The sequence below is a fragment of the Nocardioides islandensis genome (assembly GCF_015352455.1).
Taxonomy (GTDB): Bacteria; Actinomycetota; Actinomycetes; order Propionibacteriales; family Nocardioidaceae; genus Nocardioides; species Nocardioides islandensis.
Window position 1 is genome coordinate 74073 of record NZ_JADKPN010000013.1, and the last position, 24546, is coordinate 98618.

The window sequence follows — 24546 nt, forward strand, 5'->3', positions numbered from 1 at the left end:
CGCGGCTGGTAGGTTCGGACGGACCATCACCCTCAACCGTCTGGTGAGGGTTGGCCCGAACGTCCGCACGACCCGAGGAGCGCTGCCGATGCCGTTCTGCACCGCCTGTGGCAAGCAGAACCCCGACGACGCCCGCTTCTGTGCCCAGTGCGGCACCAAGCTGCTCGGCGACGGCGAGGGTGCTGCTCCGCTGGACGAGGCGACCGCGACGATCAGCATCGGGACGCCCGAGAAGGCCGACACCTCCGACCGGCACCTGAGCCCCGTCGACGCGGCCGCCGTCGACGCGCTGCCGCCGGGCAGCGCGATGCTCGTGGTGCAGAAGGGCCCGAGCGCGGGCAGCCGCTTCCTCCTCGACCAGGACGAGGTCACCGCGGGACGCCACAACGACAGCGAGATCTTCCTCGACGACGTGACCGTGTCGCGCCGCCACGCGGTGTTCACGCGGGACGGCTCGGAGTTCTCCGTGGCCGACGCGGGCAGCCTCAACGGCACCTACGTCAACCGGGACCGCATCGACAAGGTCATCCTGAAGGACTCCGACGAGGTCCAGATCGGCAAGTACCGCCTGGTGTTCTTCGCCGGTCACACCGGCGCCGCAGCGGCGGGTTGACCGCCGGATGGCCGAGCACGGGGACGGCATCGGGGTCTCGCAGCGGGCCGAGTCGCGGGCTGACTCGCGGGCAGACGCGCGGGCGGACTCGCGGGCCCCGCGCCTGAACATCGGGCAGGTGCTCGACGAGCTGCGCCAGGACTTCCCGGGCGTGACGATCCCCAAGATCCGGTTCCTCGAGGACAAGGGGCTGATCAAGCCCGAGCGCACGCCGTCGGGCTACCGCAAGTTCTCCGCCGACGACGTCGACCGGCTCAGGTACGTGCTGCGCATGCAGCGCGACCACTACCTCCCGCTCAAGGTCATCGGCGAGCACCTCGACGCCATCGACCGCGGCATGGAGCCGCCGCCGCTCGACCCCGTCGTCCCGACGGTGCCGAAGGTGTCGCTGGCCGCCGACGGGATGCCCAGCGCCTCGTCGTTCGCCCGTCGCGACCACCTGCGGCTCTCGCGCAACGAGCTGCTGAAGATCGCCGAGATCACCTCTTCACTCCTCGAGGAGCTGGAGCAGTACGGCCTCATCACCCCTCTGCGCGGCACCGGCCACTACGACACCGACGCCCTGGTGATCGCCCAGACCGCCCGCGAGCTGGCGGAGTTCGGGTTCGAGCCGCGCCACCTGCGTGCCTTCAAGACCGCCGCCGACCGCGAGGTCGGCCTGGTCGAGCAGGTCATCGCCCCCCAGAAGCGCGGCCGCGACGCCGCCGCCCACGCGCGTGCCGAGGAGACCGTCTCCGAGATCGCCGCCCTGTCGGTCCGCCTCCACGCGACGCTCGTGAAGACGGGGTTGAAGCGGGGCTGATCGGTGCGGGCAGGGACACCCGCTCGAGCGGGTATCCCGGACGTTTGGCGTCGTTGCAACGACGCCAAGGCGACAGGAACGACGCCAAAGGTCGGCCCGTGAGGGTGTCCCACCCCCGGAGTAGGGTTGGTGCGTGCGCGAGGTGGATGTCATGGGAGTCCGGGTGGAGATGCCCTCCAACCAGCCGATCGTGCTGCTGCGCGAGGTGTCGGGGGAGCGGTACCTCCCGATCTGGATCGGTGCCGTGGAGGCCACCGCGATCGCGTTCGCCCAGCAGGGCGTCGTCCCGCCGCGCCCGCTGACCCACGACCTGATGAAGGACCTGCTCGAGGCCATGGGCCAGGAGCTCACCGAGGTGCAGATCACCGACATGAAGGACGGCGTCTTCTACGCCAACCTGGTGTTCGGGTCCGGCGTCGAGGTGGGGGCCCGGCCGAGCGACTCGATCGCGCTGGCGCTGCGCACCGGCAGCCGGATCGTGTGCTCCGAGGAGGTCCTCGACGAGGTCGGCCTGGCCGTGCCGGCCGAGCAGGAGGACGAGGTCGAGCGGTTCCGCGAGTTCCTCGACCACGTCAGTCCCGAGGACTTCGAGCGCACCGACGGCTAACTCTCAACTTGAGGTTGAGGGTTGCGACACGCCGGGCGAGTCTTTGACCACCCTCAGGCAGAGCCCTACGGTGAACTGTCTTCGGTGTAACTCCACCGCTGTGGTCCGCCCGGGCTAGCCTGGGACGATCCGGTCTTCCCCGGGAGTGCACGCAGCGGAGCGGACCCTTGAGGAGCAGCACGTGAACGAGCACGAGCAGCAGAACCCCACCGACCACGCGGTCGAGCAGGCGGCGGAGGTCGCCGAGGAGCAGGGGCTGCTCTTCACCGATGACGTCTCGCCGCTGCCGAGCGACCTCGGCTACCGCGGGCCGACGGCGTGCAACGCCGCCGGCATCACCTACCGCCAACTGGACTACTGGGCGCGCACCGGCCTCGTCGAGCCGACCGTGCGCTCCGCGACCGGGTCCGGCAGCCAGCGGCTCTACTCCTTCCGCGACATCCTCATCCTCAAGATCATCAAGCGCCTGCTCGACGCCGGCATCTCGCTCCAGCAGATCCGTACCGCCGTCCAGCACCTGCGGCAGCGCGGCACCGACGACCTGACCCGCGTCACGCTGATGAGCGACGGCGCGACGGTCTACGAGTGCACCAGCAACGACGAGGTCATCGACCTGCTCCAGGGCGGTCAGGGCGTCTTCGGCATCGCGATCGGCGGCGTCTGGCGCGAGATCGAGGGCACCCTCGCCGAGCTGCCCAGCGAGCGCACCGTCGAAGACGCGGCGGCCGAGCCGACCCCCGGCGACGAGCTCGCGGCACGGCGGATGCTCCGCTCCAGCTAGATCCGCACGACCCAGACTCCTCAGCGGCCCGCGTCGATCGAGACGCGGGCCGTTGTGCGTCATCGGTACGCCGAGTCGTTGCGGTCCCCGCAACAGGCCGGTGGTAGTTTGACGGCACAGCAACAGCCGGCGAACCCGCGCGGGAGAGCTGGACACCAGCGCCGAAGGGGCAATTCCTCCCCGGAACCTCTCAGGCACCAGGACCGCGCGGACCAGGCAGCTCTGGAGCGGCCGGCCGTCCACCAGGCGGCCCGGGGTGACAGAGGGGGAGGCCACCTAGACCCGACCGTCGAGGAGCCACCTTCGTGACCATCCCCTTCGCCGACCGCCACATCGGCCTGAACGCCGACGACGTCACGACGATGCTGAAGACCGTCGGCTACGACTCCCTCGAGGCGTTGATGGGCGAGGCCGTGCCGTCCGCGATCCGCACCACCGCGCTCGACCTCCCCGCGGCGGCCTCGGAGCAGGAGGCAGCCGCCGAGCTGCGCGCGCTCGCTGCTGACAACCGGCCGGCCGAGCCGATGATCGGGCTCGGCTACCACGGCACGATCACGCCCGCCGTCATCCGCCGCAACGTGCTGGAGGACCCGAGTTGGTACACCGCGTACACGCCGTACCAACCCGAGATCTCCCAGGGGCGCCTCGAGGCACTGATCAACTTCCAGACGGTCGTCGCCGACCTCAGCGGCCTGCCGACGGCCAACGCGTCGCTCCTCGACGAGGGCACCGCGGCCGCGGAGGCGATGACGCTCGTACGTCGCGCCAACCGCAAGGCGTCCGGCCCGTTCGTGGTCGACGCGGACTCCCTGCCGCAGACCATCGCCGTGGTGCGCACCCGCGCCGAGGCGATGGGCATCGAGGTCGTGGTGGCCGACCTGACCGACGGGCTCCCGGACGGTGAGCTGTCCGGGCTGCTCGTGTCGTACCCCGGTGCGTCGGGCCGCATCGTCGACCCGCGCCCGCTCGTCGACGCCGCCCACGGGCGCGACGCCCTCGTCGTCGTCGCGTCCGACCTGCTGGCCCTCACCCTCCTCGAGGCGCCCGGGGAGCTCGGCGCCGACGTGGTGATCGGGTCGTCGCAGCGCTTCGGTGTCCCGCTCTTCTACGGCGGCCCGCACGCCGGCTTCATGGCCGTCGCGGCCGGCCTCGAGCGTCACCTCCCCGGCCGCCTCGTCGGGGTCTCGGTCGACGTCGAGGGACGTCCGGCGTACCGCCTGGCCCTCCAGACCCGGGAGCAGCACATCCGCCGCGACAAGGCGACGTCCAACATCTGCACGGCCCAGGTGCTGCTGGCGGTGGTGGCCTCGATGTACGCCGTCTACCACGGCCCCGATGGCCTCGCGGCGATCGCGACGGAGGTCAACGAGAAGGCCCGCGGCCTCGCCGCGTCGCTGTCGGCCGGCGGCGTCGAGGTCGTGCACGAGCAGTTCTTCGACACCGTCCTGACCCGCGTGCCCGGTCGGGCCGCGGACGTCGTCGCGGCCGCCCGCGAGGGCGGCGCGCACCTGCGCCTCGTCGACGACGACCACGTGGGCATCAGCGTGGGGGAGTCCGCGACCCCGGCGTCTCTCGAAGCCGTGCTCGAGGCGTTCGGGGTCTCCCGCCTCGAGGACGAGCCCGCGGCCAGCCTGCCCGCGGACCTGCGCCGCGCGACGCCGTACCTCACCCACGCGGTGTTCTCGACCCACCGCACCGAGACCCGGATGCTGCGGTACCTGCGCCGGCTGAGCGACCGCGACTACGCGCTGGACCTCGGCATGATCCCGCTCGGCTCGTGCACCATGAAGCTCAACGCGACGACCGAGATGGAGCCCATCTCGCTGCCGGGCTTCGCCGACCTGCATCCGTTTGCGCCGGCCGAGGACGCCGGCGGCTACCGGCGGCTGGTCGCCGACCTCGAGGGCTGGCTGGCCGAGGTGACCGGCTACGACAAGGTGTCCATCCAGCCGAACGCCGGCTCGCAGGGGGAGCTGGCCGGCCTGCTGGCGATCCGCGGCTTCCACCGCGCGAACGGCGACGAGGGCCGGACCGTCTGCCTGATCCCGTCGTCGGCGCACGGCACGAACGCCGCCTCCGCGGTGATGGCCGGGATGAAGGTCGTGGTCGTGAAGGCCACCGAGAACGGCTCGGTCGACCTCGACGACCTGCGCGCCCAGTGCGAGGCGCACCACGACGACCTCGCGGCGATCATGGTGACCTACCCGTCGACGCACGGCGTCTACGAGGACACCATCAAGGACCTCTGCGCGATCGTGCACGACCACGGCGGCCAGGTGTACGTCGACGGCGCCAACCTCAACGCGCTGCTGGGGTACGCCCGGCCCGGCGAGTTCGGCGGGGACGTCTCGCACCTCAACCTGCACAAGACGTTCTGCATCCCGCACGGTGGCGGCGGTCCCGGCGTCGGCCCGATCGGGGTGCGCGCGCACCTCGCTCCGTACCTGCCCTCGCACCCGATGCACCCCGAGCCGGAGAAGCGCGAGGGCATCGGCCCGATCAGCGCGGCGCCGTACGGCTCGACGGGCATCCTGCCGATCTCGTGGGCCTACGTGCGGATGATGGGTCCCGACGGCCTGACCCGGGCCACGGCCAGCGCAGTGCTGGCGGCCAACTACGTGGCGAAGCGGCTGGGCGAGCACTTCCCGGTGCTGTACCGCGGCGAGGACGGTCTCGTCGCGCACGAGTGCATCCTCGACGTCCGCGCCATCACCAAGGAGACCGGCGTGACCGTCGACGACGTCGCGAAGCGGCTCATCGACTACGGCTTCCACGCGCCGACCATGTCGTTCCCGGTCGCGGGCACCCTGATGGTCGAGCCGACGGAGTCCGAGGACCTCGGCGAGATCGACCGGTTCTGCGACGCGATGATCGCGATCAAGGGCGAGATCGACCGGGTGGCCGCGGGGGAGTGGACCGCCGAGGACTCGCCCCTGCGCAACGCGCCCCACACCACGCGGGCGATCGTCGACAAGTGGGAGCGGCCCTACGACCGCGAGATCGGGGCCTTCCCGGCCGGCCTGGACCCGGACAAGTACTGGCCGCCGGTCGCGCGCATCGACCAGGCGTACGGCGACCGCAACCTGGTCTGCTCGTGCCCGCCGCCGGAGGCCTTCGCCGAGGCAACCGACGGGTGATCGACCTCGACGAGCGGCTGTCCCGGCTGCAGGGCCGCGGACGGCTGCCCTCGGTGGTCGCCGGCGTGCTGTCGGCCGGCTCGTTGACCTGGGTCGGCGGCGCGGGCGAGGTACCCGGACCGCCGGACGACACGCAGTACCGGATCGGCTCGATCACCAAGACGCTCGTCGCCGTCACCGTGATGCGGCTCCGGGACGAGGGCCTGCTGGCGCTGACCGACCCGATCGGCCGGTTCGTGCCGGAGGCGGGGTACGCCGAGGCGTCGGTGCGTGACCTGCTCGCGCACGTGTCCGGGATGCAGAGCGAGCCGGTCGGGTCGTGGTGGGAGCGGTCGCCGGGCGTCCCGGTGCCCGACCTGCTCGCGGCCAACACCTCCGCCGGCCGGGTGGCGGACACCGGGTCCTACTACCACTACTCGAACCTCGGCTTCGCGCTGCTGGGCGAGGCGGTGGCCCGCCTGCGGGGTCGACCCTGGTTCGAGGTGGTGGCCGACGAGCTGCTGGTTCCGCTGGGCATGACCCGCACGTCGTACCTGCCCGTCGCCCCGCACGCGCAGGGGTACAGCGTCGACCACTTCCACGAGACGCTCACCGAGGAGCCGCACCAGGACACCGGTGCGATGGCGCCCGCCGGGCAGGCGTGGAGCACGGTCGCCGACCTCGCGCGGTGGGCGGACTTCCTGGCGACGGGTCACGAGACCGTGCTCGCGCGGGAGACGCTCGACGAGATGGCGACGCTCCAGGCGCCGGCCGAGGGCTACGGGCTCGGGCTGCGGCTGATGGACGTGCGGGGCACCGCGTACGCCGGTCACACCGGCTCGATGCCGGGCTTCCTGGCGTCGCTGTTCGTCGACCGGTCCAGGCGCGACGGCGTGGTCGCGCTGGCCAACGCCACCACCGGGCTGCCCGCGGAGTCGGTGCCGCGACTGCTGCTCGGCGAGCACGCGCCGCCGCGGGCCGAGCCCTGGGTCCCGACGACCGTCGTCCCCGAGGCCGTGACCGGCCTGCCCGGGCTCTGGTTCTGGGGCCACACCGCCCTCGAGCTGCGCTGGCACCACGGGGTGCTCCGGCTGCACCAGCCCGGCGAGGTACGGGACGCCTACGAGTTCGAGGTACGTGCGGACGGCACCATCGTGGGGACCGTCGGCTACCACCGGGGCGAGACGATGCACGTGCACCGCCGCCCCGACGGCTCCGTCTCCCACCTCGTCTGCGCGACATTCGTCTACACGCGCATCCCCTACGACCCCGACGTCCCCATCCCCGGGGGTCATCCGGCCTGACATGGGGATAGTCCCCGACGTTCGGGCCCATGTCCACAGCGGTTGAGGACCCATTCGTCGGGGACTATCCCGGAACGCCACGTCAGACGATCGGGATCTTCTTGACCTCGAGGTCGTAGAAGAAGGCGGTGTCGCAGGCGAGGGGGACGGACTTGCCGGCGTACCGGGCGCCCATGTCGGTGACGATCTGGCGGTGGTAGCCGCGGGTCTTGATGAGGTACCCGGCGTCCTCGTGCTCGTCGTACACCTTGGTCCGGGGGCCGTGGCGCTCGGCGACGCCCTCGATGAGGACGCGCTTGCCGTTGACCTTGACCGACGCCTTGACGACCGAGTCGACGACGAACTTCTGGTCGGTCTCCTTGGAGGCGCCGTTGCCGCCGTCGGGGTCGCCGAGGACGACCTGGAGGGTGTTGCCGTAGCGCTGGTTCTCGTACAGCGAGGCGTAGACCTGGACGCCGTGGGCGTCCCCGGTGCACTCGAGGACGATGCCGCGCTCCCTCTGCCACTGCGGGGTGTCGGCGTGGGCGGCGGAGCCCGAGCCGGCGATGCCGACGAGGGCGGTGGCGAGGAGGCCGGCGGCGGCGAGGCCGCGACTGGTCTTGGTGTTCATGGTGGTGTGCTCCCTGGGATGTTCGCTGTCGATGTCGAGACCAAGACGCGGGCACCCGGGAGCAGGTTGGAGACGGACCGTGTGGCCTGCGTCACCCACGCAGCCGCAGGGTGGAGCCGCTGCGCGCCTTCGTCACCACGAGCTGGGTGGGGATGCGGTCGCGCATCTCGGCGACGTGGCTGACGACACCCACGACGCGACCGCCGTCGCGCAAGGAGTCGAGGGTGTCCATGACGTCGTCCAGGGTGTCGGCGTCCAGCGACCCGAACCCCTCGTCGACGAACAGCGTGTCGAGCGTCGCGCCGCCGACCTCGTGCATGATCACGTCGGCCAGGCCGAGGGCCAGCGCGAGCGAGACCACGAACGTCTCGCCACCCGACAGCGTGGCCGGGTCCCGGCTCTCGCCGGACCAGTCGTCGCGCACCAGCAGGCTCAGGCCGCCGCGTCGCTCGCCGGCTCCACGCCGGCCGGTGTGCTCGAGGGAGTAGCGCCGGTCGCTCATGGTGGCCAGCCGTTGGTTGGCCGCGTCGACGACCTGGGAGAGCCGGAAGCCGAGGACGTACGCCGACAGCCGCATCTGCAGGGTGTTGTCGGGCGACTTCCCCTCGGCGAACGACGCCAGCCCGGCCACCAGGTCGAGCTCGGCCCGGACCGGCGCCCACGCGGACGCGGCGGCGCCGAGCCGTCCGTCCAGCTGGGCCAGCCGGGTGGCGCGGGAGGTCTCACGGCGTTCGGCGGCGTGACCCTCGGTGAGCTCGGCGGCGGCCGTGTCGTGCGCCCGCGTCAGGGCGTCGACGTCCGGCGCGTCGGCCCGCGCGGCCGCGGCGTGCTCGTCGTCGCCCAGCACGGCGTCGGCGGTGGCCAAGGCGCGGGCGTGGTCGTCGATCGCGCGCTGGGCGGCGTCGACCTCCTCGTCGGTCATGGCCGCGACCAGGGCGGCCGCCACGTCGGCGAACCCGGCCTCGGCGGCCGTCGCCGCGAGCGCCTGGTCGGCCTCGTCGCGGGCCAGCGCCGCGGCGTCCAGCAGTGCGTGGGCCTCGCGCAGCGCGGTCAGCGCGCGGGCCTCGGCCTCGCGGTGGGAGACCAGGGACGGGAGGTCGGGGTGCTCGCCGCGGGCCTGGTCGAGCTCGGCGGTCAGCGCGCCCAGCCGCTCGTCGAGAGCGGCGATCGTGGTGTCGAGCTCGGCCGACCGGGCCACGGCCCGCTCCAGGGCGTCGGCCTCGGCGGCCGCGGCCTCGGTGGCCGTCAGCCTCGTCGCCGTCGCCCCCAGGGCCTCCTGGAGCTGGTCGAGGTCGTCGCTGCCGGCGGCCTGGAGCACGACCGCGGCGTGGGTCTCCAGGTCGGCGGCGTGCCGTGCACGGGCGTGCTCCTCGGCCGCGGCGTCGTCCAGCCGCCGGCGCAGGGCCTTCTCCGAGGCGGCGTCCGGGGCGTCGGGCGCCGGCGTCGCGAGGTGCGGGTGGTGCTCGGAGCCGCACACGGGGCAGCTCCCGCCGCCCACCGCCAGACGGCCGGCGATCTCGGCGGCCATCCCGTCGAGCCGGGCCTGTTGGAGGGTCACCAGCTCCTCGACCAGAGCCAGCCGCGCGGACACCACCTGGTTGAGGTCGAGCTGGGCGGTGACCAGGTCGTTGCGGACCGACTGCAGCTCCCGGCACGCCTCCACGCGGCGTACGGCATCGTCACGAGCGGCGGCCTCGACCGGGAGCCGCATCGCCGCGGCTCGCGCACCAGCGGCGCGGTTGCGGAGGACGCCGAGCTCGACGTCGCCACGCTCGGCCCGCGCCGCGACCAGCCGGGCGACGACCTCGGCACGCTCCCGCTCGCGCGGCAGCAGAGCGCGCGCCGACGCGGCGGCGTCCGTGGCTGCCGAGAGCAGGCCCGGGAGGGCGTCGGCGGACAGCGCGTCGGGAGGTACGCCGAGCAGCTCCGCCGCCGCTGCGCGGTCCCGGTCGGCTCGCCCTCCGGCGGCCTCGTGCGCGGCCTGCGCCCGGACCAGCACGCGATGCACCGGCCCGACCGCCCGGGCCCGCGAGGCCTCGGCCAGGCGGGTGCGCAGGTCGGCGACCTGGCCGCCCCGTGCCAGCAGGGCGGCGTGGTCGCGTGCTGCGGCGGCGTGACGGGCGCGCAGGGCGGCGACCCGGCGGGCCGACTCGAGCTCCGCGCGAGCGGCCGCCTCCGCCTCCCGCAGCGCGGGGAGCGCGGCAGCCAAGGTCTCGGCCAGGTCGCTCGCGGAGTCGGCCAGGCCGCTGCTCCAGGCGAGTGGTGCCTCGGCGAGGTCCGGGGCCGACGCCTCGGCCGTCTCGCTGATCCGGTGCACGAGCCCGGCGACGGCGCGCTCGTGCTCCAGGCTGCGGCGGTGGAGAGCCAGCCTCCGGTCACGCAGCCACGTCTCCACCTGCTCGAACCGCTCGGTGCGGAAGAGCTGCTGGAGGAGCTGGTGGCGCTCCTGTGAGGAGGCGCGCAGGAACGCCTGGAACCGCCCCTGCGGCAGCATGGCCACCTGCGTGAACTGGGTGAGGTTCATGCCGACGAGACCGGTGACCAGGTGTCCCGCCTCGTCGAGGCGGGTGGTCAGCGGCTGCCACGCGCCGTCGACGTGCTCGCTGACCACGACCGACGCCTGCTGCGGCGTGACCCCGGTGCCGCGCTTCTTCGGACGCTGCCACGCGGGGGATCGGGCGATCCGGAACCGCCGCCCCGCCAGCGTCGCCTCCAGGGTGACCCGGGGCGTCGCGGAGGCGTCGGCCTGGTCCGCGCGCAGCCGCTTGGCGTCGTTGCGCTCGCCGGGCACGGCGCCGTAGAGCGCGAAGCACACCGCGTCGAGCACGCTGGTCTTGCCGGCCCCCGTGGCGCCGGACAGCAGGAACAGTCCCGCCGCGCTCAGCGCGTCGAAGTCCACGGTGGCGGTGTCGGCGAACGGGCCGAAGGCGGTGACCTCCAGCCGGTGCAGCCTCACCGGTCACTCACCTGTCACTCACCGGGCACCCACCGACAGCAGGGTGTCGACGTCGGAGTCGTCCGTGCACGCGTCGCAGGCCTGCTGGAGGAGGGCGGACTCCGCGGGCGTGGCGGAGCTGCCGCGCAGCTCACGCACGAACTCGAGGGCGATGTCGTGGTCGGACCGGGCGCCGGGGCGGGCCGTGGGCACGGACGGTACGTCGGCCCCGCGCGGCTCGAACGCCAGCACCAGCGTGTGCGGGAACCGGCGGCGCAGCCGCTCCATCGGGTGGGCCGGGCGCACGGCGTCGGTGATCGTGACGTGCACCCAGCAGGCCTCGGCGTGGTCGAGGTCCGGGTCGGCGAGCAGCGTCTCGAGATCGCCGGTGATGCGCGCCAGCCTGCGCGGGACCGGGGCCTCGACGAGCTCGGCGGTCACCGACCCGTCGGCCGCGAGGTCGACGAGCCACGAGCCCTTGGTCTGGTGGGTCTCGGAGAAGGAGTAGGCGAGCGGCGAGCCACTGTAGCGGACGCGGTCGGTCAGGGTCTGTGCCCCGTGCAGGTGTCCCAGGGCGGCGTAGTCGACTCCGTCGAACACCGACGTCGACACGCGCGACACCCCGCCCACGCTGATGTCCCGCTCGGACTCGCTGGGCTGGCCGCCGGCGACGAACGCGTGCGCGAGCACCACGGACCTGGTGCCGGGCCGCGACGTGAGGTCCCGACGTACCTTCCCCATCGCGGTGGCCAGGGCCGCCTCGTGCGAGCGGACCTCCAGCGCCCAGGGCTCGGCGAGGGCCAGCGGGTCGAGGTAGGGCAGGCCGTAGACCGCCACCGGGCCGTGCTCGTCGGCGAGCCCGACGGGCGTGCCGACGGTCGCGGCGTCGGTGCGGATGAAGACCCCTGCCGCGTCGATCAGCCGCGAGCTGAACCCGAGCCGCTGAGCGGAGTCGTGGTTGCCGGAGGTCAGCACGACCTGGGCCCGCGAGCGGGCCAGCCGGACCAGCGACTCGTCGGCCAGCCGCACCGCGTCGACCTGGGGGAGCGCGCGGTCGTAGACGTCCCCGGCCACCACGACGAGGTCCACCCGCTCCGACTCGACCACGGCGAGCAGGTGGTCGACGTACGCCGCCTGGTGCGTGAGCATCCCCTCGCGGTGGAACGACCGGCCCAGGTGCCAGTCGGAGGTGTGCAGGATGCGCATGTCACGACGGTAGAAGGCCACGCCGACACAACCGGGCCGCCACGCGGACGACCCCGGGGCGGGCGTCAGGCGTAGCGGACGGTGCGGTCCTCGCGCGTGAACCCGTACACCGCGAGGCCCGCCTCCTCGGCCAGCGACACGGCGAGGCTCGAGGGGGCGCCGACCGCGACCAGGGCACCCACGCCGGCGGCGACGGCCTTCTGCACCAGCTCGAAGCCGGCCCGCCCGCTGACGACGAGGCAGGCCTCGGCGGGGCTCTCGCCCGCGAGCACGCGGGCGCCGGTCACCTTGTCGACGGCGTTGTGCCGGCCCACGTCCTCGCGCACGACCAGGCACCGGCCCTCGGCGGTGAAGAGCCCGGCGGCGTGCACCCCGCCGGTGCGCCCGAAGACGGCCTGGCCCTCACGGAGCAGGGCGGGCAGGCGGCGTACGACGTCCGGTGACGGCAGCGGGCCGGCCCAGGTGGTCGTGCTCCCGGCGAGGCGGACGGTGTCGAGGACCGCCGTCACGGAGTCCTTGCCGCACACGCCGCAGGCCGACGAACCGACGCTCAGCCCGGTGTGCCGGTGACCGATGTCGGTGGCCTCTGTCAGGGTCACCGTCACGACGTTGAGCTCCTGCTCCGGGGTGAGGTCGACGTCGGTGCAGTAGGCGATCCCGTGGATGGAGGAAGGAGCCGCCATGCCCTCGTGACAACAGAATCCCGCCGCCAGCTCGAAGTCGTGGCCGGGCGTGCGCATGGTCACCCAGACCCGTTGCGGGGGAGACCCGGGCCAGGTCATCCGGATCTCCAGCGGCTCCTCGGTGGCCAGCCGGTCCTCGCGTGAGCGTTCGGTGCCCTCGCCGTACTCCCGCACCCGTGTGCGGACCGTCGGTCCCGGACGCCGGGCGCGGTCCATCCCCACCCGGGACCCGGCCCGGCTCATCGCGGCCCGTACCTCTGCTTGATGGCGAGCCGGTGCTCGAGGTCCGAGGTCCCGTCGACGACCTCGCGGTGCAGGGTGGAGTGCAGGTCGGGGTCGGCCAGCAGCGTGTGAGCGCGGGCGACCGTGTCCTCCGAGACCGCCAGCACGGGGTAGAAGCCGCTCGCCACCGCGGCGAGCATCTGCACCCCGCGCACCTCGGCGGTGGCCGGCAGGTCCTCGAAGTACCGCGCCACGTACGGGTCGGTGAGCGGCTCCTGGCCGAGCTGCCACAGCCCGGTGCCGACGGCCTCCAGCTCGTGGTTGGGCACGTCCACCTCGCCGGTGAAGCGCTGCCAGGCCCACGCCTTGGCCTCCGCGTCGGGGATCGCGGCCAGTGCCCGCGCGTGCCACACCTGCGAGATGGCGGTCGGCTCGTCGGCGAGTGCCGCGGCGAGCTCGTCGCGTCCGGCGGCACCCGCGACGGCGAGGCGGTACAGGATGCGCCAGCGCAGCTCGAGGTCGACGACGAGCCCGTCCGGGAGCGAGGCGCCGCCCAGCCAGCCACGCAGCTCGTCGGTCGCGCTGCTGGCCGAGACCTGCGCGCGGAACGCCGACAGCTGGAGCGTGGAGCCCGCCGGAGCGGAGGCGACGCGGCGCGCCGCCACGTCGTGCATCCGCGAGCGCGCGGACTCGGGGTCGGCGGCGAGCGGGACGACGGCGCCCAGCGCCCAGTTGAGGGTGAACCCGACGCCGTCGTCGGTGTCCTCGCTCGGCATCGCGGCCTCGAGCAGGTCGAGGGCGACCGCCGGGTCGACCTCGGCGTGGTAGTAGCCGTTGCGCAGGCTGTTCCACGCACTCGCGCGCAGCATCGGGTCCTCGGTCCGAGGAAGGGACGCGGCCAGCCCGGCCATCGTCTCGGCGTCCAGCGTGGTCACGGCCCACGTCTCCAGGTGCGGGTCGATGACCACGGGACCGGCACCGACGGTGACCGGTACCTCGTCGGCGTCGATGACGACCCGGTCCAGCGTCCAGGCGCCGCCCGGGGCGTCGGACCGCGCGACCATGAGGGTGTGCTCGCGCCGCGCGGGGTGGCCCTCGAGCGGCGTACGGCGCACGACACCGGCGGGGCGGTCCAGGTCGAGCCGGTCGGGTCCCGCGGTGAGCAGCCAGCCGTCGCGGAACGCGGACAGGTCACCGGCGCCGGCACGCTCCCACGACTCGACGAGATCGGCCATCGTGGCGTTGCCGTACTCGTGGCGCTGGAAGTGGTCGGCCACGCCGCGGAAGAACACCTCGTCGCCCAGCCGGTGGTTGAGCTGCTTGATGACGACCGCGCCCTTGGCGTAGGAGATGCCGTCGAAATTCTGCAGCGCCACGGAGGAGTCGCTCGCGCCGTTGCCGGCGATCGGGTGCGTGCTCGGGCGCTGGTCGGCGGTGAGGCCCCACTGGTGACGGGAGTAGGCGTCGTGCAGCCAGGCGTCGGAGTACTCCGTGACGTCCGCGGTGACGCGCGCGCCCATGTACTCCGCGAACGACTCGTTGAGCCACAGGTCGTCCCACCACTGCGGCGTGACGATGTCGCCGAACCACATGTGCGCCATCTCGTGGGCCACCACGTTGGCGCGGAAGATGTGCTGGCTGCGCACGGTCCGGCTCTCGAAGACGTACTCGTCGCGGAACGTCACGCACCCGGCGCTCTCCATCGCCCCGGCGTTGAACTCCGGCACGAACGCCTGGTGGTAATCACCGAACGGGTAGCGCATCCCGAAGAGCCGGTGGAACTCGTCGAAGCACTGCCCGGTGAGGGTGAACAGCTCCTCGGCGTCGTGGTCGAGGTGGCGGGCCATCGACCCGCGCACGCTGAGCCCGAGCGGGATACCGTCGTGCTCGGAGCGCAGCACGTGGTAGGGACCGGCGACCAGGGCGACCAGGTACGTCGGCAGCGGCAGGGTCGGCGACAGCTCCCACCGGCCCGGCTCCACCTGGGTGGCGGGGGAGTTGCCCATCACCACCCACTCGCGCGGCGCGCGCACGTGCAGCGTCCACACCGACTTGAGGTCGGGCTGGTCGAAGCAGCCGAAGATGCTCGGTGCGGCGTCCAGGAACGTCATCGCATAGGCGTAGTGGCGCCCGTCGGCGGGATCGACGGCACGGTGCAGTCCCTCGCCGTCGTTGCGGTAGCGCATCTCCGCCTCGACCACGACACGGTTCTCACCGGCCTCGGTCGTGATCGGCAGCCGGCCCCGGTCGAGCAGCCCGACGTCGACCGGGGAGCCGTTGACCGTCACCGACCTCAGCGTCACCGGCTGCACGTCGAGGAACGTCGGTCCGCCGCCGGAGACCAGGTCGATCGTGGCCAGCGAGGAGAACGTGTCGTCGCCGCGGTCCAGGTCCAGCGTCACGTCGTACGCCGTGACGTCCAGGAGAGCGGCCCGCTCCACGGCCTCGGCGTGCCTCAGGCTCCGGGGCGGTCCGGACGGGTTCGTGTGCGGGCTCACCCGGCCAGACTAGAACGGTCGGCGGAGGACGGGCCGAGGATCCTCGGCGTCCGCAGCAACCAAATGCCTCGGTGGGGCGTCAGACTGAGCGCCACACATGACCGGGGACCACGGGGGTCGCACGGGTCATCTCAGTGAGAGGGAACAGCGCATGAGACGTCCACATGTCCGGGGGAAGGCCACGGTCGCCCTGCTGACCGGTCTGGCGCTCGCCGTACCGACCGTCGCGATCGAGGCGGGGCTGACCACCCCGGCCAGCTCGGCGGCACCGACCGGGGACTGCGCGGTGGCGTACCCCACCGCCGAGGTGACCGCCGGCCAGGCGGTGCACGGGCTGACCGTCACCCAGGGGACGGCGCCGACGGCGTTCACCGGTGAGGTCCTCGGTGTGCTCAAGGACGGCATCCTGCCGGGCATCGACCTGGTGATGGCGCGCCTCACCTCGACCGAGATCGACCGCGTCGGCGGCATCTGGCAAGGCATGTCGGGCTCGCCGGTGTACGCCGCGGACGGCCGGCTGATCGGGGCCGTCGCCTACGGCTTCTCGTTCGGCGCCTCGCCGGTCGCGGGCATCACGCCCTTCCCGCAGATGCAGGCCGCGCTCAACCGCGGCATGCCCCGCACGATCTCGATCGGCGGCAAGACCGCTCGCCTGCTGGCGCGCCAGGCCGGTGTGAGCAGGACCGCCGCGCAGCAGGGCTTCGAGCAGCTGCCCACCCCGCTCGCCGTGGGCGGCGTCTCGGCCAGCATCCTCAACCGCAAGCCCACCAGGCCCTACCAGCCCAAGGCGGCCTACCCGGTGGGCAACGCGAGTGCCGCTCCGGCCGCGCCGACGGCCGACAACATCGTGGCCGGCGGCAACCTCGGCGTCACGTATTCGACCGGCGACATCACCCAGGGCGCCTTCGGCACCGTGACCTCGGTCTGCAACGGCCTGGTCCGCGGCTTCGGCCACCCGTTCAACCTGCTCGGCCAGACGACCTACGCGATGACCGGTGCCGACACGCTCTACATCCAGGAGGACCCGGTCGGCCCGCCGTTCACGGTGGCCAACTTCGGCCCGCCCGTCGGCACCATCAACCAGGACCGCACGACCGGCGTCTCCGGCCCGCTGGGCACGCTGCCGACCGGCGCGACCGTCACCTCGATCCTGACGCACGGCGCAACCACGCGGATCAGCTCCAGCACGGTCACCGTGCAGGAGGCCCTCGCGCAGACGACCAACTACGCCCTGGTGGTCAACCACCAGCGCGTGCTGGACGCCTTCCCGCCCGGCGCCGAGCAGCAGGCCTGGACGATCACCGGTCACCAGGGCGCCACGCCGTTCACGCTGCACGCCGGGAACAGGTACGCCGACGCCAACGACATCACCGGCATGGCCCAGTGGGACCTGCCCGACCTGGTGTGGATCCTCGGCTTCGTGCCCGACGTGACCATCGACTCGGTGCGCGGCACGGCCGTGGTCACCGACGACGCGTCGGTCTTCCAGCTCGCCCGGGCCGAGCAGTGGACCGGCGGCGCGTGGGTGAAGCTGAGCAAGGACACGCCGGCCCGCGCCAAGGCCGGCAAGACGCTCCGGCTTCGGCTGGTGCTCACCAACACCGCCGGCAACGCGGTGGTGCCGCTGAGCTACGAGATCCCGAAGAGCGCCGTCGGGCAGCGGGGCAAGCTGTTCCTCAACCCCGGCTTCTCGTTCCCGTTCGAGCAGGACGCGCCGCCGACCACGCTGGCCGGGATCAAGAAGCTGCTGCGGAACATGGTCCGGACCGACCAGGTCCGCGGTGACCTGTCGTTCTTCGCGCCGACCGGCTCGATCGACCTGTCGAAGAAGACCGCTCCCGCGGACCGCGTCATCTCGGGCAGCCTCCGGGTGAAGGTGTTCGTGCAGTAACGGGACGTCCGTCAGATCACTGGGAGACGCCCGTCGCGGCCTCGCGGCGGGCGTCCCCGGCGGCCACCAGGTCCCCGGACGGTGCGACGGCGGCCGCGCCGACGCCACCGAAGTACATGTGCGGCTCGGCGTACTCGTGGCTCGGCAGCCCGGACCGGGCGACAGCCGCCGCGACCTCCTCGTCCCGCTCGTGCTCGACCACGAACCCGTCGTCGACCTGCCGCAGGTGCACGCGCGGTGAGGCGATCGACGCGCGCAGGTCGCGGTCGTGCAGGCAGCCCTGGCCGAGCACCAGCATCAGCGCGGTCGTGATCCGGTCCGCCCCGGGGGAGCCGATCGCGAGCACCCTCCCGGCCTCGGTGCGCGCCGTCGTCGGCGCCATGTTCGAGGCGAGCCGGGTGCCCGGCTCGAGGGCGTGGATGCCCAGGCGGTTCAGCTCCACCTCGCCGAGGGCGTTGTTCAGCAGGATGCCCGTGCCCGGCACGACCAGCCCGGCGCTGTAGCCGCTGCTCATGGTGATCGTGCACGCGTTGCCGTCGGAGTCGACGGCCGACACGTTGGCCGTCGACGACGACCCGTGCATGGCCGTCAGCCCATGCTCGTCCACCCGGGCGAGCAGGTCGACGCCGTCGGCCTCCAGGTCGCGGGAGAAGTCGTGGACCGAGGTGCGGTACGACAGCACCGCGCGCTGGATCTCGATGACGTCGTCCCACGTCCAGTCGCCGCTGGCTCCGTGCCTCTTGGCCAGCTCGCCGAGCATGACGGCCAACATCGGCCCGCCGACGGCGGGCGGCGGGTTCACCGCGACGTCCCAGCCACCGGCCCGCGTCAGGTGGGCGGGGCGGACGATCGGCTGGTACGACGCGAGGTCGGCCGCCGTGACGAGCCCGTCGTGCTCGGCCATCGTTGCCGCCAGTGCCTGCCCGACGTCCCCGGTGGAGAACAGGTCCGGGCCCTCGGCCGCCAGCCGGCCCAGCACCTCGGCCAGCGCCGGATTCGCCCGCTCCTCCCCGCCGGAGAGCTGCGCGCCACCCTCCCCGGTCACCAGGGCTCGCGCCTCCTCGTCCTCGGCGAAGAGCGTGTCGGCCACGAACGCCAGGTACCTCGACGCCGCCGCCCCCATCGGGTAGGAGCCGGCTGCCTCCGCGGCCGGCTCGACCAAGCGGGTCCAGGGGAGCGCGGCGTACCGCTCGGCCGCGACCGCGAACGCCGGCACGATGCCTGGCGTGGCCACCGAGCCGTGCCCCGCGTGCATCGTCACCCCGCCGCCGTACGCGGTGACGACCTCGCGCACGCCCCGGCCGAAGCGGGCGGGATCCGCACCGCGGCCCGGCATCTCGACGTTGCCGTCCACCACCACGGGATCACCGCCGACCGGCCAGACGTTCACGAACGCCCCGCCGCCGAAGCTCACCATGCCGGGCTCGGTGGCGAGCGCGACGAAGGCGGTCACGAGGGCGGCGTCGACGGCGTTCCCACCGTCGGCCGCGACGGCCAGCCCGGCGTCCAGCGCTTGCTGTCCGGTGGCGGCAACGGCGACCCGGCGGTGCGGCACGTGACCATCTTGGCCCACCGCGTGGCCGGACCGGTGTGGTGGTCGCCTGCGAGGGCTCCGCTCCGGGGGCCGCCGTTCGCAGCGGAGGGGGTGTGGCCGCGAACGGCGGCGTCCGCACGGCCTACCGACGCACGTCGGCGGGCCTGGGTCTTCACCGTGTCGGGAGGAGACAGCGCACCGGGTCCGCGCGACGATCGCGCATCGGGATTCCCCCGTCCGAGTGCTGTCCGGGGTCAATCTACCCTTCGCTGACCCCACGTCCATACCCCACTCGGAGGGGGTTGGGCCTGGGGTCGGTGCGCGTCATCGGACCCTCAGAGCCGCACCAGCATCTTGCCCGTGTTGGTCCCGCGGTGCAGGTCGAGGAACGCCTCGACGGCCCCGTCGAGCCCGTCGACCACGGTCTCCCGGTACTTCAGCCGGCCGTCGGCGAGCCAGGCACCGGCGGTCCGGTAGAACTCCGAAGCGACGTCGCCGTGGTCCATCACGATGAACCCGCGGATGCTCAGCCGCTTGGTGACGACCAGGAACATGTTGCGCGGACCGGGGGAGGGATCGGTCTCGTTGTACGTCGCGATGGCCCCGCAGGCCGCTACCCGGCCGAAGTCCGCCATCGCCGTGATGGCCGCCTCGAGGTGCTCGCCGCCGACGTTGTCGAAGTACACGTCGACCGGCGCGTGCTCGGCCAGCAGCTGGGACACCGGACCGTCGTGGTAGTCGAAGGCCGCGTCGAACCCCAGCTCACCGGTGACCCAGGCGACCTTGTCGGGCGAGCCCGCGGACCCCACCACCTTGCTCGCGCCGAGCAACCGGGCCATCTGGCCGGCCGCCGAGCCCACAGCCCCGGCCGCTCCGGAGACGAACACGGTCTCGCCCTCCTTGACCGGGGCGATGCGGGTGAGGCCGACGTACGCCGTCATGCCCGGCATCCCGAGGGCACCGAGGTACGCCGAGGCGGGCACGGAGCCGGTGTCGACGACCCGGACCTGGGCCGCGGGCAGAAGTGCGTGCTCGCGCCAACCCGCCTGGTGCAGCACGGTCGCCCCGACGGGCACGGACCGGTCGCCCGACTCCAGCACCTCGCCCACCGCGCCGCCGTCCATCGGGGCGTCCAGCCGGAACGGCGGGACGTAGGACCGGCGGTCGTCCATCCGGCCGCGCATGTAGGGGTCCACCGACAGGAACGTGTTGCGCACGAGCACCTGCCCGTCCCCGGGATCGGGCAGCTCGGTCTCCACCGTGCGGAAGTCGTCGTGGGTCGGCCAGCCGACCGGCCTGGCGGCCAGGTGGATCTCCCTCGTCCGCGTCGTCATGCCCCCGATCCTCGCACCGTCCGCCGGTCCCCGACAGGTGCTCGGGATCACGCCCGCGGTGACTTGGAAGGGACCTTCGACATCCGTAGAATGTAAGGGTCGTGACCGCGATAATGTTCATTACCTAAGGATGGGATACCGATGACCTCGCAGCTGTACCTGGCCCGTGGGATCGCCGCCGGCATGATCCACTCCGACCAGGACCCCGCAGTGGTGAGGTCGGCGGAGATCGCGCTCGCTCAGGAGCGCCGTTCGCGCAGGATGCTGCGCGCACGCTGACCTTCGCCGGCCGTCTGGCACGCTGACGCCATGACCTCCTCGGCGGACGAGACCCCGGACCAGAGCCCGGACCCGACCCTGCGCCACGTCGACCTGACGCGCATGGGCAAGGAGCGCTACAAGGCGACCAACCGGCGCGGGGGAGTGCTGCCCGTGGGGTCGGGGGACGACCCCGACTTCACGCCGGTCGAGCTGCTGCTCGCCGCCCTGGCCGGCTGCGCGGCCGTCGACATCGACCTGATCACCGGCAAGCGCGTCGACGCGACGACGTTCGACCTGCGCACGACGGGTCACAAGGTCCGCGACGAGAGCGGCAGCCACCTGGTGGGGCTCACCATCCACGTGGACGTCCGGTTCCCGGACGGCCCGGACGGTGACCACGCGCGGGAGATGCTGCCGCGGGCGATCCAGCAGACCCGCGACCGGCTCTGCACCGTCGGCCGGACGGTCGCGCTCGGTGAGCCGGTCGAGTACGTCGAGGAGGACCTCTCCGCCCTGGAGATCAGTCGGCGCTGACCGACGAGATCGTGACGGCCTCCTTCGGGGCGCCGTCGCCCTGGCCGCCGACGACGCCCTTCTTCGCGACGTCCTCGACGGTCTTCACGGCCGCGTCGTCGACGTGCCCGAACACCGTGTAGCTGGCCGGCAGCGACGAGTCGGCGTACACGATGAAGAACTGGCTGCCGTTGGTGTCCGGCCCGGCGTTGGCCATGGCCAGCGTACCGGTGGGGTAGGTCTCGGTGCCGTCGAGCTCGTCGGCGAAGGAGTAGCCGGGACCGCCGTTGCCGACGCCGGTCGGGTCGCCGCACTGGAGCACGAAGATGCCCGCGGTCGTCAGCCGGTGGCACGGGGTGTCGTCGAAGTACCCCTGGTCGGCCAGGGAGAGGAACGAGTTCACGGTGCAGGGCGTCGTGTCGCGACCCAGCGTCGCCTTCAGGTCGCCGACCGACGTGGAGATCGTGACGTCCACGTCGCCGGTGTCGGGCGCCGTGCTCGACGGCGGGTCGACCTGCTTCGCGGCGGGCTGGCCGTCGGACGGGTAGTCGCAGGAGGTCGTGGAGACGTCCGAGCCCGCGTCGACCGCCGTGGACCCGTCGTCGCCACCGCACGAGGTCAGGGCGAGGGCGGCGACCGCGAGAGCAGCGGGTAGCAGGGACAGGGGATTCGGCATGGCGTGCATGGTACGGGCGGGGTCCGTGGGGTTCCTGAGAGGGTTTCAGGAGTTGCGGCCGCGAGCGGCGACGGCCCAGGGCTCCAGCTCGCCGGTTCCGTGGTCGGCCCACAGTGTGTCGGCCAGGTTCACCGCGACGCACACGTGGTTGGGCACCACGCGCACCTCGCCGCCCAGCGGCGGCGGGTCGGCGTACCCCTCCACGACCGCGTGGTGCTCCGAGAGCTGCACGATCCGGGCGCCTGGCCGGTCGAGCAGCCGCCCGAAGCCGGTGTTGTACGCCGCGCGGTCGGCGCCGAGCGCCTTGGCTCCGGAGTCGAGCACCCACCGGCCGCCGGCGTTGCTGACCACGGTGGCGCGACAGGTGATCGCCAGCTCGTCGGGACTCGCTACGCCGAGCTCCCACTGCTGCGCGTCGTTCAGCGCGTACACCCCTGGACGCAGCTCGGTCGCGACCCCGGCCTGCAGGCCGCCCTCGAGGGTCGGCGTCGAGCCGCCGCTGAGGACCCGAGGCTCCACACCCTCTGCCCGCATGGACCGGGCCGCCGCCTCCAGGGCCGCGGCCTCGTCGCGCGCCGCGGACTCGCGGCCGACGGGGTCGTACCCGTGACCGGGGAAGGTGAACGCCCCGCGCACGTCGAGCCCGCTCCGCGCGGCAGCGGCCGCGACGGTGCCCGCCTGACCGGGCGGGCCGCCGCTTCGGTGCTGCCCGCTGTCGACCTCGACCAGGACCGCGAGCCCGGGCACCAGCCGGCCGAGGCGCTCGGCGGACTCCACGCCGTCGACGCCCACGGCGAGCGTGGCCCGCTCCGCGAGCGCCCGGAGCCGGGCGCCTCGGTGCTCGTCCGGCCACAGCGGGTAGGCGACGAACACGTCGTCGAAGCCGTGGTCGACGAAGACCTCGGCCTCCCCGACGGTCGCGACCGTGATGCCCGTCGCGCCCGCCTCCAGCTGCCGGGTCGCGATCTCCACGCACTTGTGGGTCTTCACGTGCGGACGCAGCAGCACACCGGCCGAGGCCGCCGCCGTGGCGGTCCGGGAGATGTTCGCCTCCATCCGCGGCACGTCCACCACGAGGTACGGCGTGCGCGGGCCGGACGACATGGGCTCAAGGTAGCTGTCGATGGTCGTGCCTAGCGTGTGTGTCATGAGCACCTTCACCGACCGCCCGCACACGGCGCTGCTGGTCATCGACGTGCAGAACGGCGTCGTCGAGGACGCCTTCAACCGCGACGAGGTCGTGGCCAACGTGGCCGGCCTGGTGGACCGGGCCCGGGCGGACGGCGTGCCGGTCGTGTGGGTGCAGCACAACGCCGACAACCTGCCGATGGGCAGCGAGAAGTGGGCCTACGTCCCGGAGCTGCCGCAGGGCGAGTCCGAGCCGGTGGTGCACAAGCGGTTCGGCGACTCCTTCGAGGGCACCGACCTCGAGGACGTCCTGGCGGCCGCGGGCATCGGGCACGTCGTCGTCGCCGGCGCCCAGACCGACGCCTGCATCCGCTCCACCATCCACGGGGCCTTCACCCGGGGCTACGACGTGACCCTGGTGGGCGACGCGCACACCACCGAGGACCTCTCCGACTACGGCGCACCGCCGCCCGGCCAGGTCATCGCCCACACCAACCTCTACTGGCAGGAGCAGAGCGCCCCGGGTCGCGTCGCCGCCGTCCGCGACGCCGCCGAGGTGACGTTCGCAGGCTGAGCCGTGCCTGGGAGCGTGGCGGGTCTTCTAGGAGGTCTCCAGACCGGTCGGCCGGCCGTCGAGGCTGAGCAGGTTCTTCTCCTGCCAGTAGGCGGCGATGCCGTCGTCGCCCTTCTTCTCCGCCCAGCCGTCCATCAGCGTGCGCTGACCGGCGGGCTGGTAGAGCGGGACGCCGTAGCCGCACGACGTCTGCACCAGGTCGACGTCGAGGACGAAGATGTTGCGTGCGCCGCGGATCGGCGGGAACAGACCGGCGAGCTCGTCCCACTCGGCGTCGCGCGGGTGCACCGCTCGCGCCTCGCCGTACAAGCGCAGGATCTGCGGCTCGCGCGCGAACGAGCAGAACATGACGGTCATCCGCGGCGAGTCGAGCACATGGGCGGCGGTCTCGTTGCCGCTGCCGGTGCCGTTGAGCCAGACGACGCGGTGGGGGCCGAGGACCCGGAACGCGTCCAGGCCCTTCGGGGAGAGGTTCACGCGACCGTCGCGGGCCGCGGTGGCCACGAAGAACATCTGCTGCTTGGCGATGAACTTCTCGTGGCGCTCGGTGAGGGCGGGGAACTGGGTGGCCATGGCACGCTCATTGTCCATGGAGGGCTGGCGCGCGGTCGACGAGTACTTCACCGGACTGCTCGTCGACGAGGACGATGCCCTGCGGGCAGCGCGGGAGAGCTCGGTCCGGACCGTCCTGCCGATGGCCGACGTCGCCCCCAACCAGGGTGCGTTCCTGGCGCTGGTGGCCCGGATGTGCGGGGCCCGGAGGGTGCTCGAGTTCGGCACCCTCGCCGGGTACTCGACGATCTGGCTGGCCCGGGCCGTCGGGCAGGACGGATGCGTCGTGACCCTCGAGATCGACGAGCCGACCGCCGAGGTCGCCCGGGAGAACTTCGTGCGCGCCGGCGTCTCGGACGTCGTGGACCTGGTCGTGGGTCCGGCAGCGGTCTCCGCGGAGGCGCTCGTGGACGCCGGAGCCGAGCCCTTCGACCTGGTCTTCATCGACGCCGACAAGCCGAGCAACCCGACGTACCTCGCCCTTGCCCTGCGGCTCAGCCGGCCAGGGACCGTCATCGTGTGCGACAACGTCGTGCGCAACGGCGCCGTCGCGGACGCCGGGAGCGACGACCCACGGGTGGCCGGGGTCCGGGCGTTCACCGACATGGTGGCCGCCGATCCGAGACTCTCGGGGACGGTCCTCCAGACCGTCGGTGTGAAGGGCTGGGACGGCTTCGCGATCGCCGTCGTGGGGGAGTCCTGACCT

The 24546-nt window shown here is 72.9% G+C and carries 21 protein-coding genes and 1 riboswitch; of the genes, 11 read left to right on the forward strand and 10 right to left on the reverse strand.

Annotation, left to right across the window (positions count from 1 at the left end; genetic code table 11):
• Positions 1-88 precede the first annotated feature (88 nt).
• From ISU07_RS18520 to ISU07_RS18545, 6 genes are all read left to right on the forward strand, one after another.
• Positions 89-613: an FHA domain-containing protein gene (locus ISU07_RS18520; RefSeq protein ID WP_194708318.1), complete on the forward strand. Its 525-nt coding sequence runs from the start codon at positions 89-91 to the stop codon at positions 611-613.
• 7 nt (positions 614-620) lie between these two features.
• A complete protein-coding gene (gene ftsR / locus ISU07_RS18525) occupies positions 621-1415 on the forward strand; it encodes a transcriptional regulator FtsR (protein WP_194708319.1) in 795 nt (264 codons plus the stop codon).
• A 133-nt stretch (positions 1416-1548) separates the two neighbouring features.
• A complete protein-coding gene (locus ISU07_RS18530; protein WP_194708320.1) occupies positions 1549-2022 on the forward strand; it encodes a bifunctional nuclease family protein in 474 nt (157 codons plus the stop codon).
• Between the two features lie 181 nt (positions 2023-2203).
• Complete coding sequence (locus ISU07_RS18535; RefSeq protein WP_194708321.1) at positions 2204-2803, forward strand: MerR family transcriptional regulator; 600 nt, start codon at positions 2204-2206, stop codon at positions 2801-2803.
• Between the two features lie 130 nt (positions 2804-2933).
• A riboswitch (glycine riboswitch) is annotated at positions 2934-3019 on the forward strand.
• A gap of 89 nt (positions 3020-3108) precedes the next feature.
• Positions 3109-5940, forward strand: a complete 2832-nt coding sequence (gene gcvP / locus ISU07_RS18540) for an aminomethyl-transferring glycine dehydrogenase (RefSeq protein WP_194708322.1) — start codon at positions 3109-3111, stop codon at positions 5938-5940.
• Positions 5937-7223: a serine hydrolase domain-containing protein gene (locus ISU07_RS18545; protein WP_323742701.1), complete on the forward strand. Its 1287-nt coding sequence runs from the start codon at positions 5937-5939 to the stop codon at positions 7221-7223. The genes gcvP and ISU07_RS18545 overlap by 4 nt, the downstream gene beginning before the upstream one ends.
• A gap of 82 nt (positions 7224-7305) precedes the next feature.
• Here the strand turns inward: ISU07_RS18545 and ISU07_RS18550 are convergent, their stop codons facing one another.
• The 5 genes from ISU07_RS18550 to pepN form a co-directional block, all read right to left on the reverse strand.
• The gene (locus ISU07_RS18550) at positions 7306-7833 is read right to left on the reverse strand and encodes a hypothetical protein (RefSeq protein ID WP_194708323.1); all 528 of its coding nucleotides are present in this window, start codon (positions 7831-7833) and stop codon (positions 7306-7308) included.
• 91 nt (positions 7834-7924) lie between these two features.
• Positions 7925-10789 (reverse strand): AAA family ATPase, encoded by a 2865-nt coding sequence (locus tag ISU07_RS24550; protein WP_194708324.1) that lies wholly within the window; start codon positions 10787-10789, stop codon positions 7925-7927.
• A gap of 18 nt (positions 10790-10807) precedes the next feature.
• Entirely contained in the window at positions 10808-11974 is a 1167-nt protein-coding gene (locus ISU07_RS18560; RefSeq protein ID WP_194708325.1) for an exonuclease SbcCD subunit D, read from the reverse strand.
• Between the two features lie 65 nt (positions 11975-12039).
• Entirely contained in the window at positions 12040-12900 is an 861-nt protein-coding gene (locus ISU07_RS18565; RefSeq protein ID WP_228522165.1) for a formate dehydrogenase accessory sulfurtransferase FdhD, read from the reverse strand.
• Positions 12897-15377, reverse strand: coding sequence for an aminopeptidase N (gene pepN, locus ISU07_RS18570; RefSeq protein ID WP_194708326.1), 2481 nt, complete (start codon positions 15375-15377; stop codon positions 12897-12899). Before pepN ends, ISU07_RS18565 begins: the two co-directional genes overlap by 4 nt.
• Before the next feature lie 151 nt (positions 15378-15528).
• On the opposite strand from pepN, the gene ISU07_RS18575 reads away from it, so the two are divergent.
• Positions 15529-17268 (forward strand): SpoIVB peptidase S55 domain-containing protein, encoded by a 1740-nt coding sequence (locus tag ISU07_RS18575; RefSeq protein ID WP_194708327.1) that lies wholly within the window; start codon positions 15529-15531, stop codon positions 17266-17268.
• A gap of 16 nt (positions 17269-17284) precedes the next feature.
• Here ISU07_RS18575 and ISU07_RS18580 read toward each other — a convergent pair whose 3' ends face one another.
• Entirely contained in the window at positions 17285-18823 is a 1539-nt protein-coding gene (locus ISU07_RS18580) for a gamma-glutamyltransferase (protein ID WP_323742702.1), read from the reverse strand.
• Positions 18824-19137: 314 nt separating this feature from the next.
• Positions 19138-20136: an NADP-dependent oxidoreductase gene (locus tag ISU07_RS18585; protein WP_194708329.1), complete on the reverse strand. Its 999-nt coding sequence runs from the start codon at positions 20134-20136 to the stop codon at positions 19138-19140.
• A gap of 141 nt (positions 20137-20277) precedes the next feature.
• Between ISU07_RS18585 and ISU07_RS18590 the strand changes: the two genes are divergently transcribed.
• Together ISU07_RS18590 and ISU07_RS18595 are read left to right on the forward strand one after the other, a co-directional pair.
• Positions 20278-20415, forward strand: coding sequence for a hypothetical protein (locus ISU07_RS18590; RefSeq protein ID WP_194708330.1), 138 nt, complete (start codon positions 20278-20280; stop codon positions 20413-20415).
• A 30-nt stretch (positions 20416-20445) separates the two neighbouring features.
• Positions 20446-20931, forward strand: a complete 486-nt coding sequence (locus ISU07_RS18595; RefSeq protein WP_194708331.1) for an OsmC family protein — start codon at positions 20446-20448, stop codon at positions 20929-20931.
• On the opposite strand, the gene ISU07_RS24555 is transcribed toward ISU07_RS18595, so the two are convergent.
• Together ISU07_RS24555 and ISU07_RS18605 are read right to left on the reverse strand one after the other, a co-directional pair.
• On the reverse strand, positions 20918-21586 hold the full coding sequence (locus ISU07_RS24555) for a peptidylprolyl isomerase (protein ID WP_194708332.1): 669 nt from the start codon (positions 21584-21586) through the stop codon (positions 20918-20920). The genes ISU07_RS18595 and ISU07_RS24555 overlap by 14 nt on opposite strands.
• A 45-nt stretch (positions 21587-21631) precedes the next feature.
• Positions 21632-22690, reverse strand: a complete 1059-nt coding sequence (locus tag ISU07_RS18605; RefSeq protein WP_194708333.1) for an alanine racemase — start codon at positions 22688-22690, stop codon at positions 21632-21634.
• A 43-nt stretch (positions 22691-22733) separates the two neighbouring features.
• Here ISU07_RS18605 and ISU07_RS18610 point away from each other — a divergent pair, with 43 nt between their 5' ends.
• Positions 22734-23288: a cysteine hydrolase family protein gene (locus ISU07_RS18610; RefSeq protein WP_194708334.1), complete on the forward strand. Its 555-nt coding sequence runs from the start codon at positions 22734-22736 to the stop codon at positions 23286-23288.
• A 27-nt stretch (positions 23289-23315) separates the two neighbouring features.
• Here ISU07_RS18610 and ISU07_RS18615 read toward each other — a convergent pair whose 3' ends face one another.
• Positions 23316-23861: a pyridoxamine 5'-phosphate oxidase family protein gene (locus ISU07_RS18615; protein WP_194708335.1), complete on the reverse strand. Its 546-nt coding sequence runs from the start codon at positions 23859-23861 to the stop codon at positions 23316-23318.
• Positions 23862-23877: 16 nt separating this feature from the next.
• Here ISU07_RS18615 and ISU07_RS18620 point away from each other — a divergent pair, with 16 nt between their 5' ends.
• On the forward strand, positions 23878-24543 hold the full coding sequence (locus ISU07_RS18620) for an O-methyltransferase (protein ID WP_228522166.1): 666 nt from the start codon (positions 23878-23880) through the stop codon (positions 24541-24543).
• Positions 24544-24546 lie beyond the last annotated feature (3 nt).

Bases quoted from the DNA above. Each gene is read 5' to 3' on its own strand.
- ISU07_RS24555 (WP_194708332.1), bottom strand. From the start codon at position 21,586: ATGCCGAATCCCCTGTCCCTGCTACCCGCTGCTCTCGCGGTCGCCGCC.
- ftsR (WP_194708319.1), top strand. From the start codon at position 621: ATGGCCGAGCACGGGGACGGCATCGGGGTCTCGCAGCGGGCCGAGTCG.
- ISU07_RS18585 (WP_194708329.1), bottom strand. From the start codon at position 20,136: ATGACGACGCGGACGAGGGAGATCCACCTGGCCGCCAGGCCGGTCGGC.
- ISU07_RS18595 (WP_194708331.1), top strand. From the start codon at position 20,446: ATGACCTCCTCGGCGGACGAGACCCCGGACCAGAGCCCGGACCCGACC.
- ISU07_RS18605 (WP_194708333.1), bottom strand. From the start codon at position 22,690: ATGTCGTCCGGCCCGCGCACGCCGTACCTCGTGGTGGACGTGCCGCGG.
- ISU07_RS18590 (WP_194708330.1), top strand. From the start codon at position 20,278: ATGACCTCGCAGCTGTACCTGGCCCGTGGGATCGCCGCCGGCATGATC.
- ISU07_RS18615 (WP_194708335.1), bottom strand. From the start codon at position 23,861: ATGGCCACCCAGTTCCCCGCCCTCACCGAGCGCCACGAGAAGTTCATC.
- ISU07_RS18550 (WP_194708323.1), bottom strand. From the start codon at position 7,833: ATGAACACCAAGACCAGTCGCGGCCTCGCCGCCGCCGGCCTCCTCGCC.
- ISU07_RS18520 (WP_194708318.1), top strand. From the start codon at position 89: ATGCCGTTCTGCACCGCCTGTGGCAAGCAGAACCCCGACGACGCCCGC.
- ISU07_RS18565 (WP_228522165.1), bottom strand. From the start codon at position 12,900: ATGAGCCGGGCCGGGTCCCGGGTGGGGATGGACCGCGCCCGGCGTCCG.
- ISU07_RS18620 (WP_228522166.1), top strand. From the start codon at position 23,878: ATGGAGGGCTGGCGCGCGGTCGACGAGTACTTCACCGGACTGCTCGTC.
- ISU07_RS18560 (WP_194708325.1), bottom strand. From the start codon at position 11,974: ATGCGCATCCTGCACACCTCCGACTGGCACCTGGGCCGGTCGTTCCAC.
- ISU07_RS18610 (WP_194708334.1), top strand. From the start codon at position 22,734: ATGAGCACCTTCACCGACCGCCCGCACACGGCGCTGCTGGTCATCGAC.
- ISU07_RS18575 (WP_194708327.1), top strand. From the start codon at position 15,529: ATGAGACGTCCACATGTCCGGGGGAAGGCCACGGTCGCCCTGCTGACC.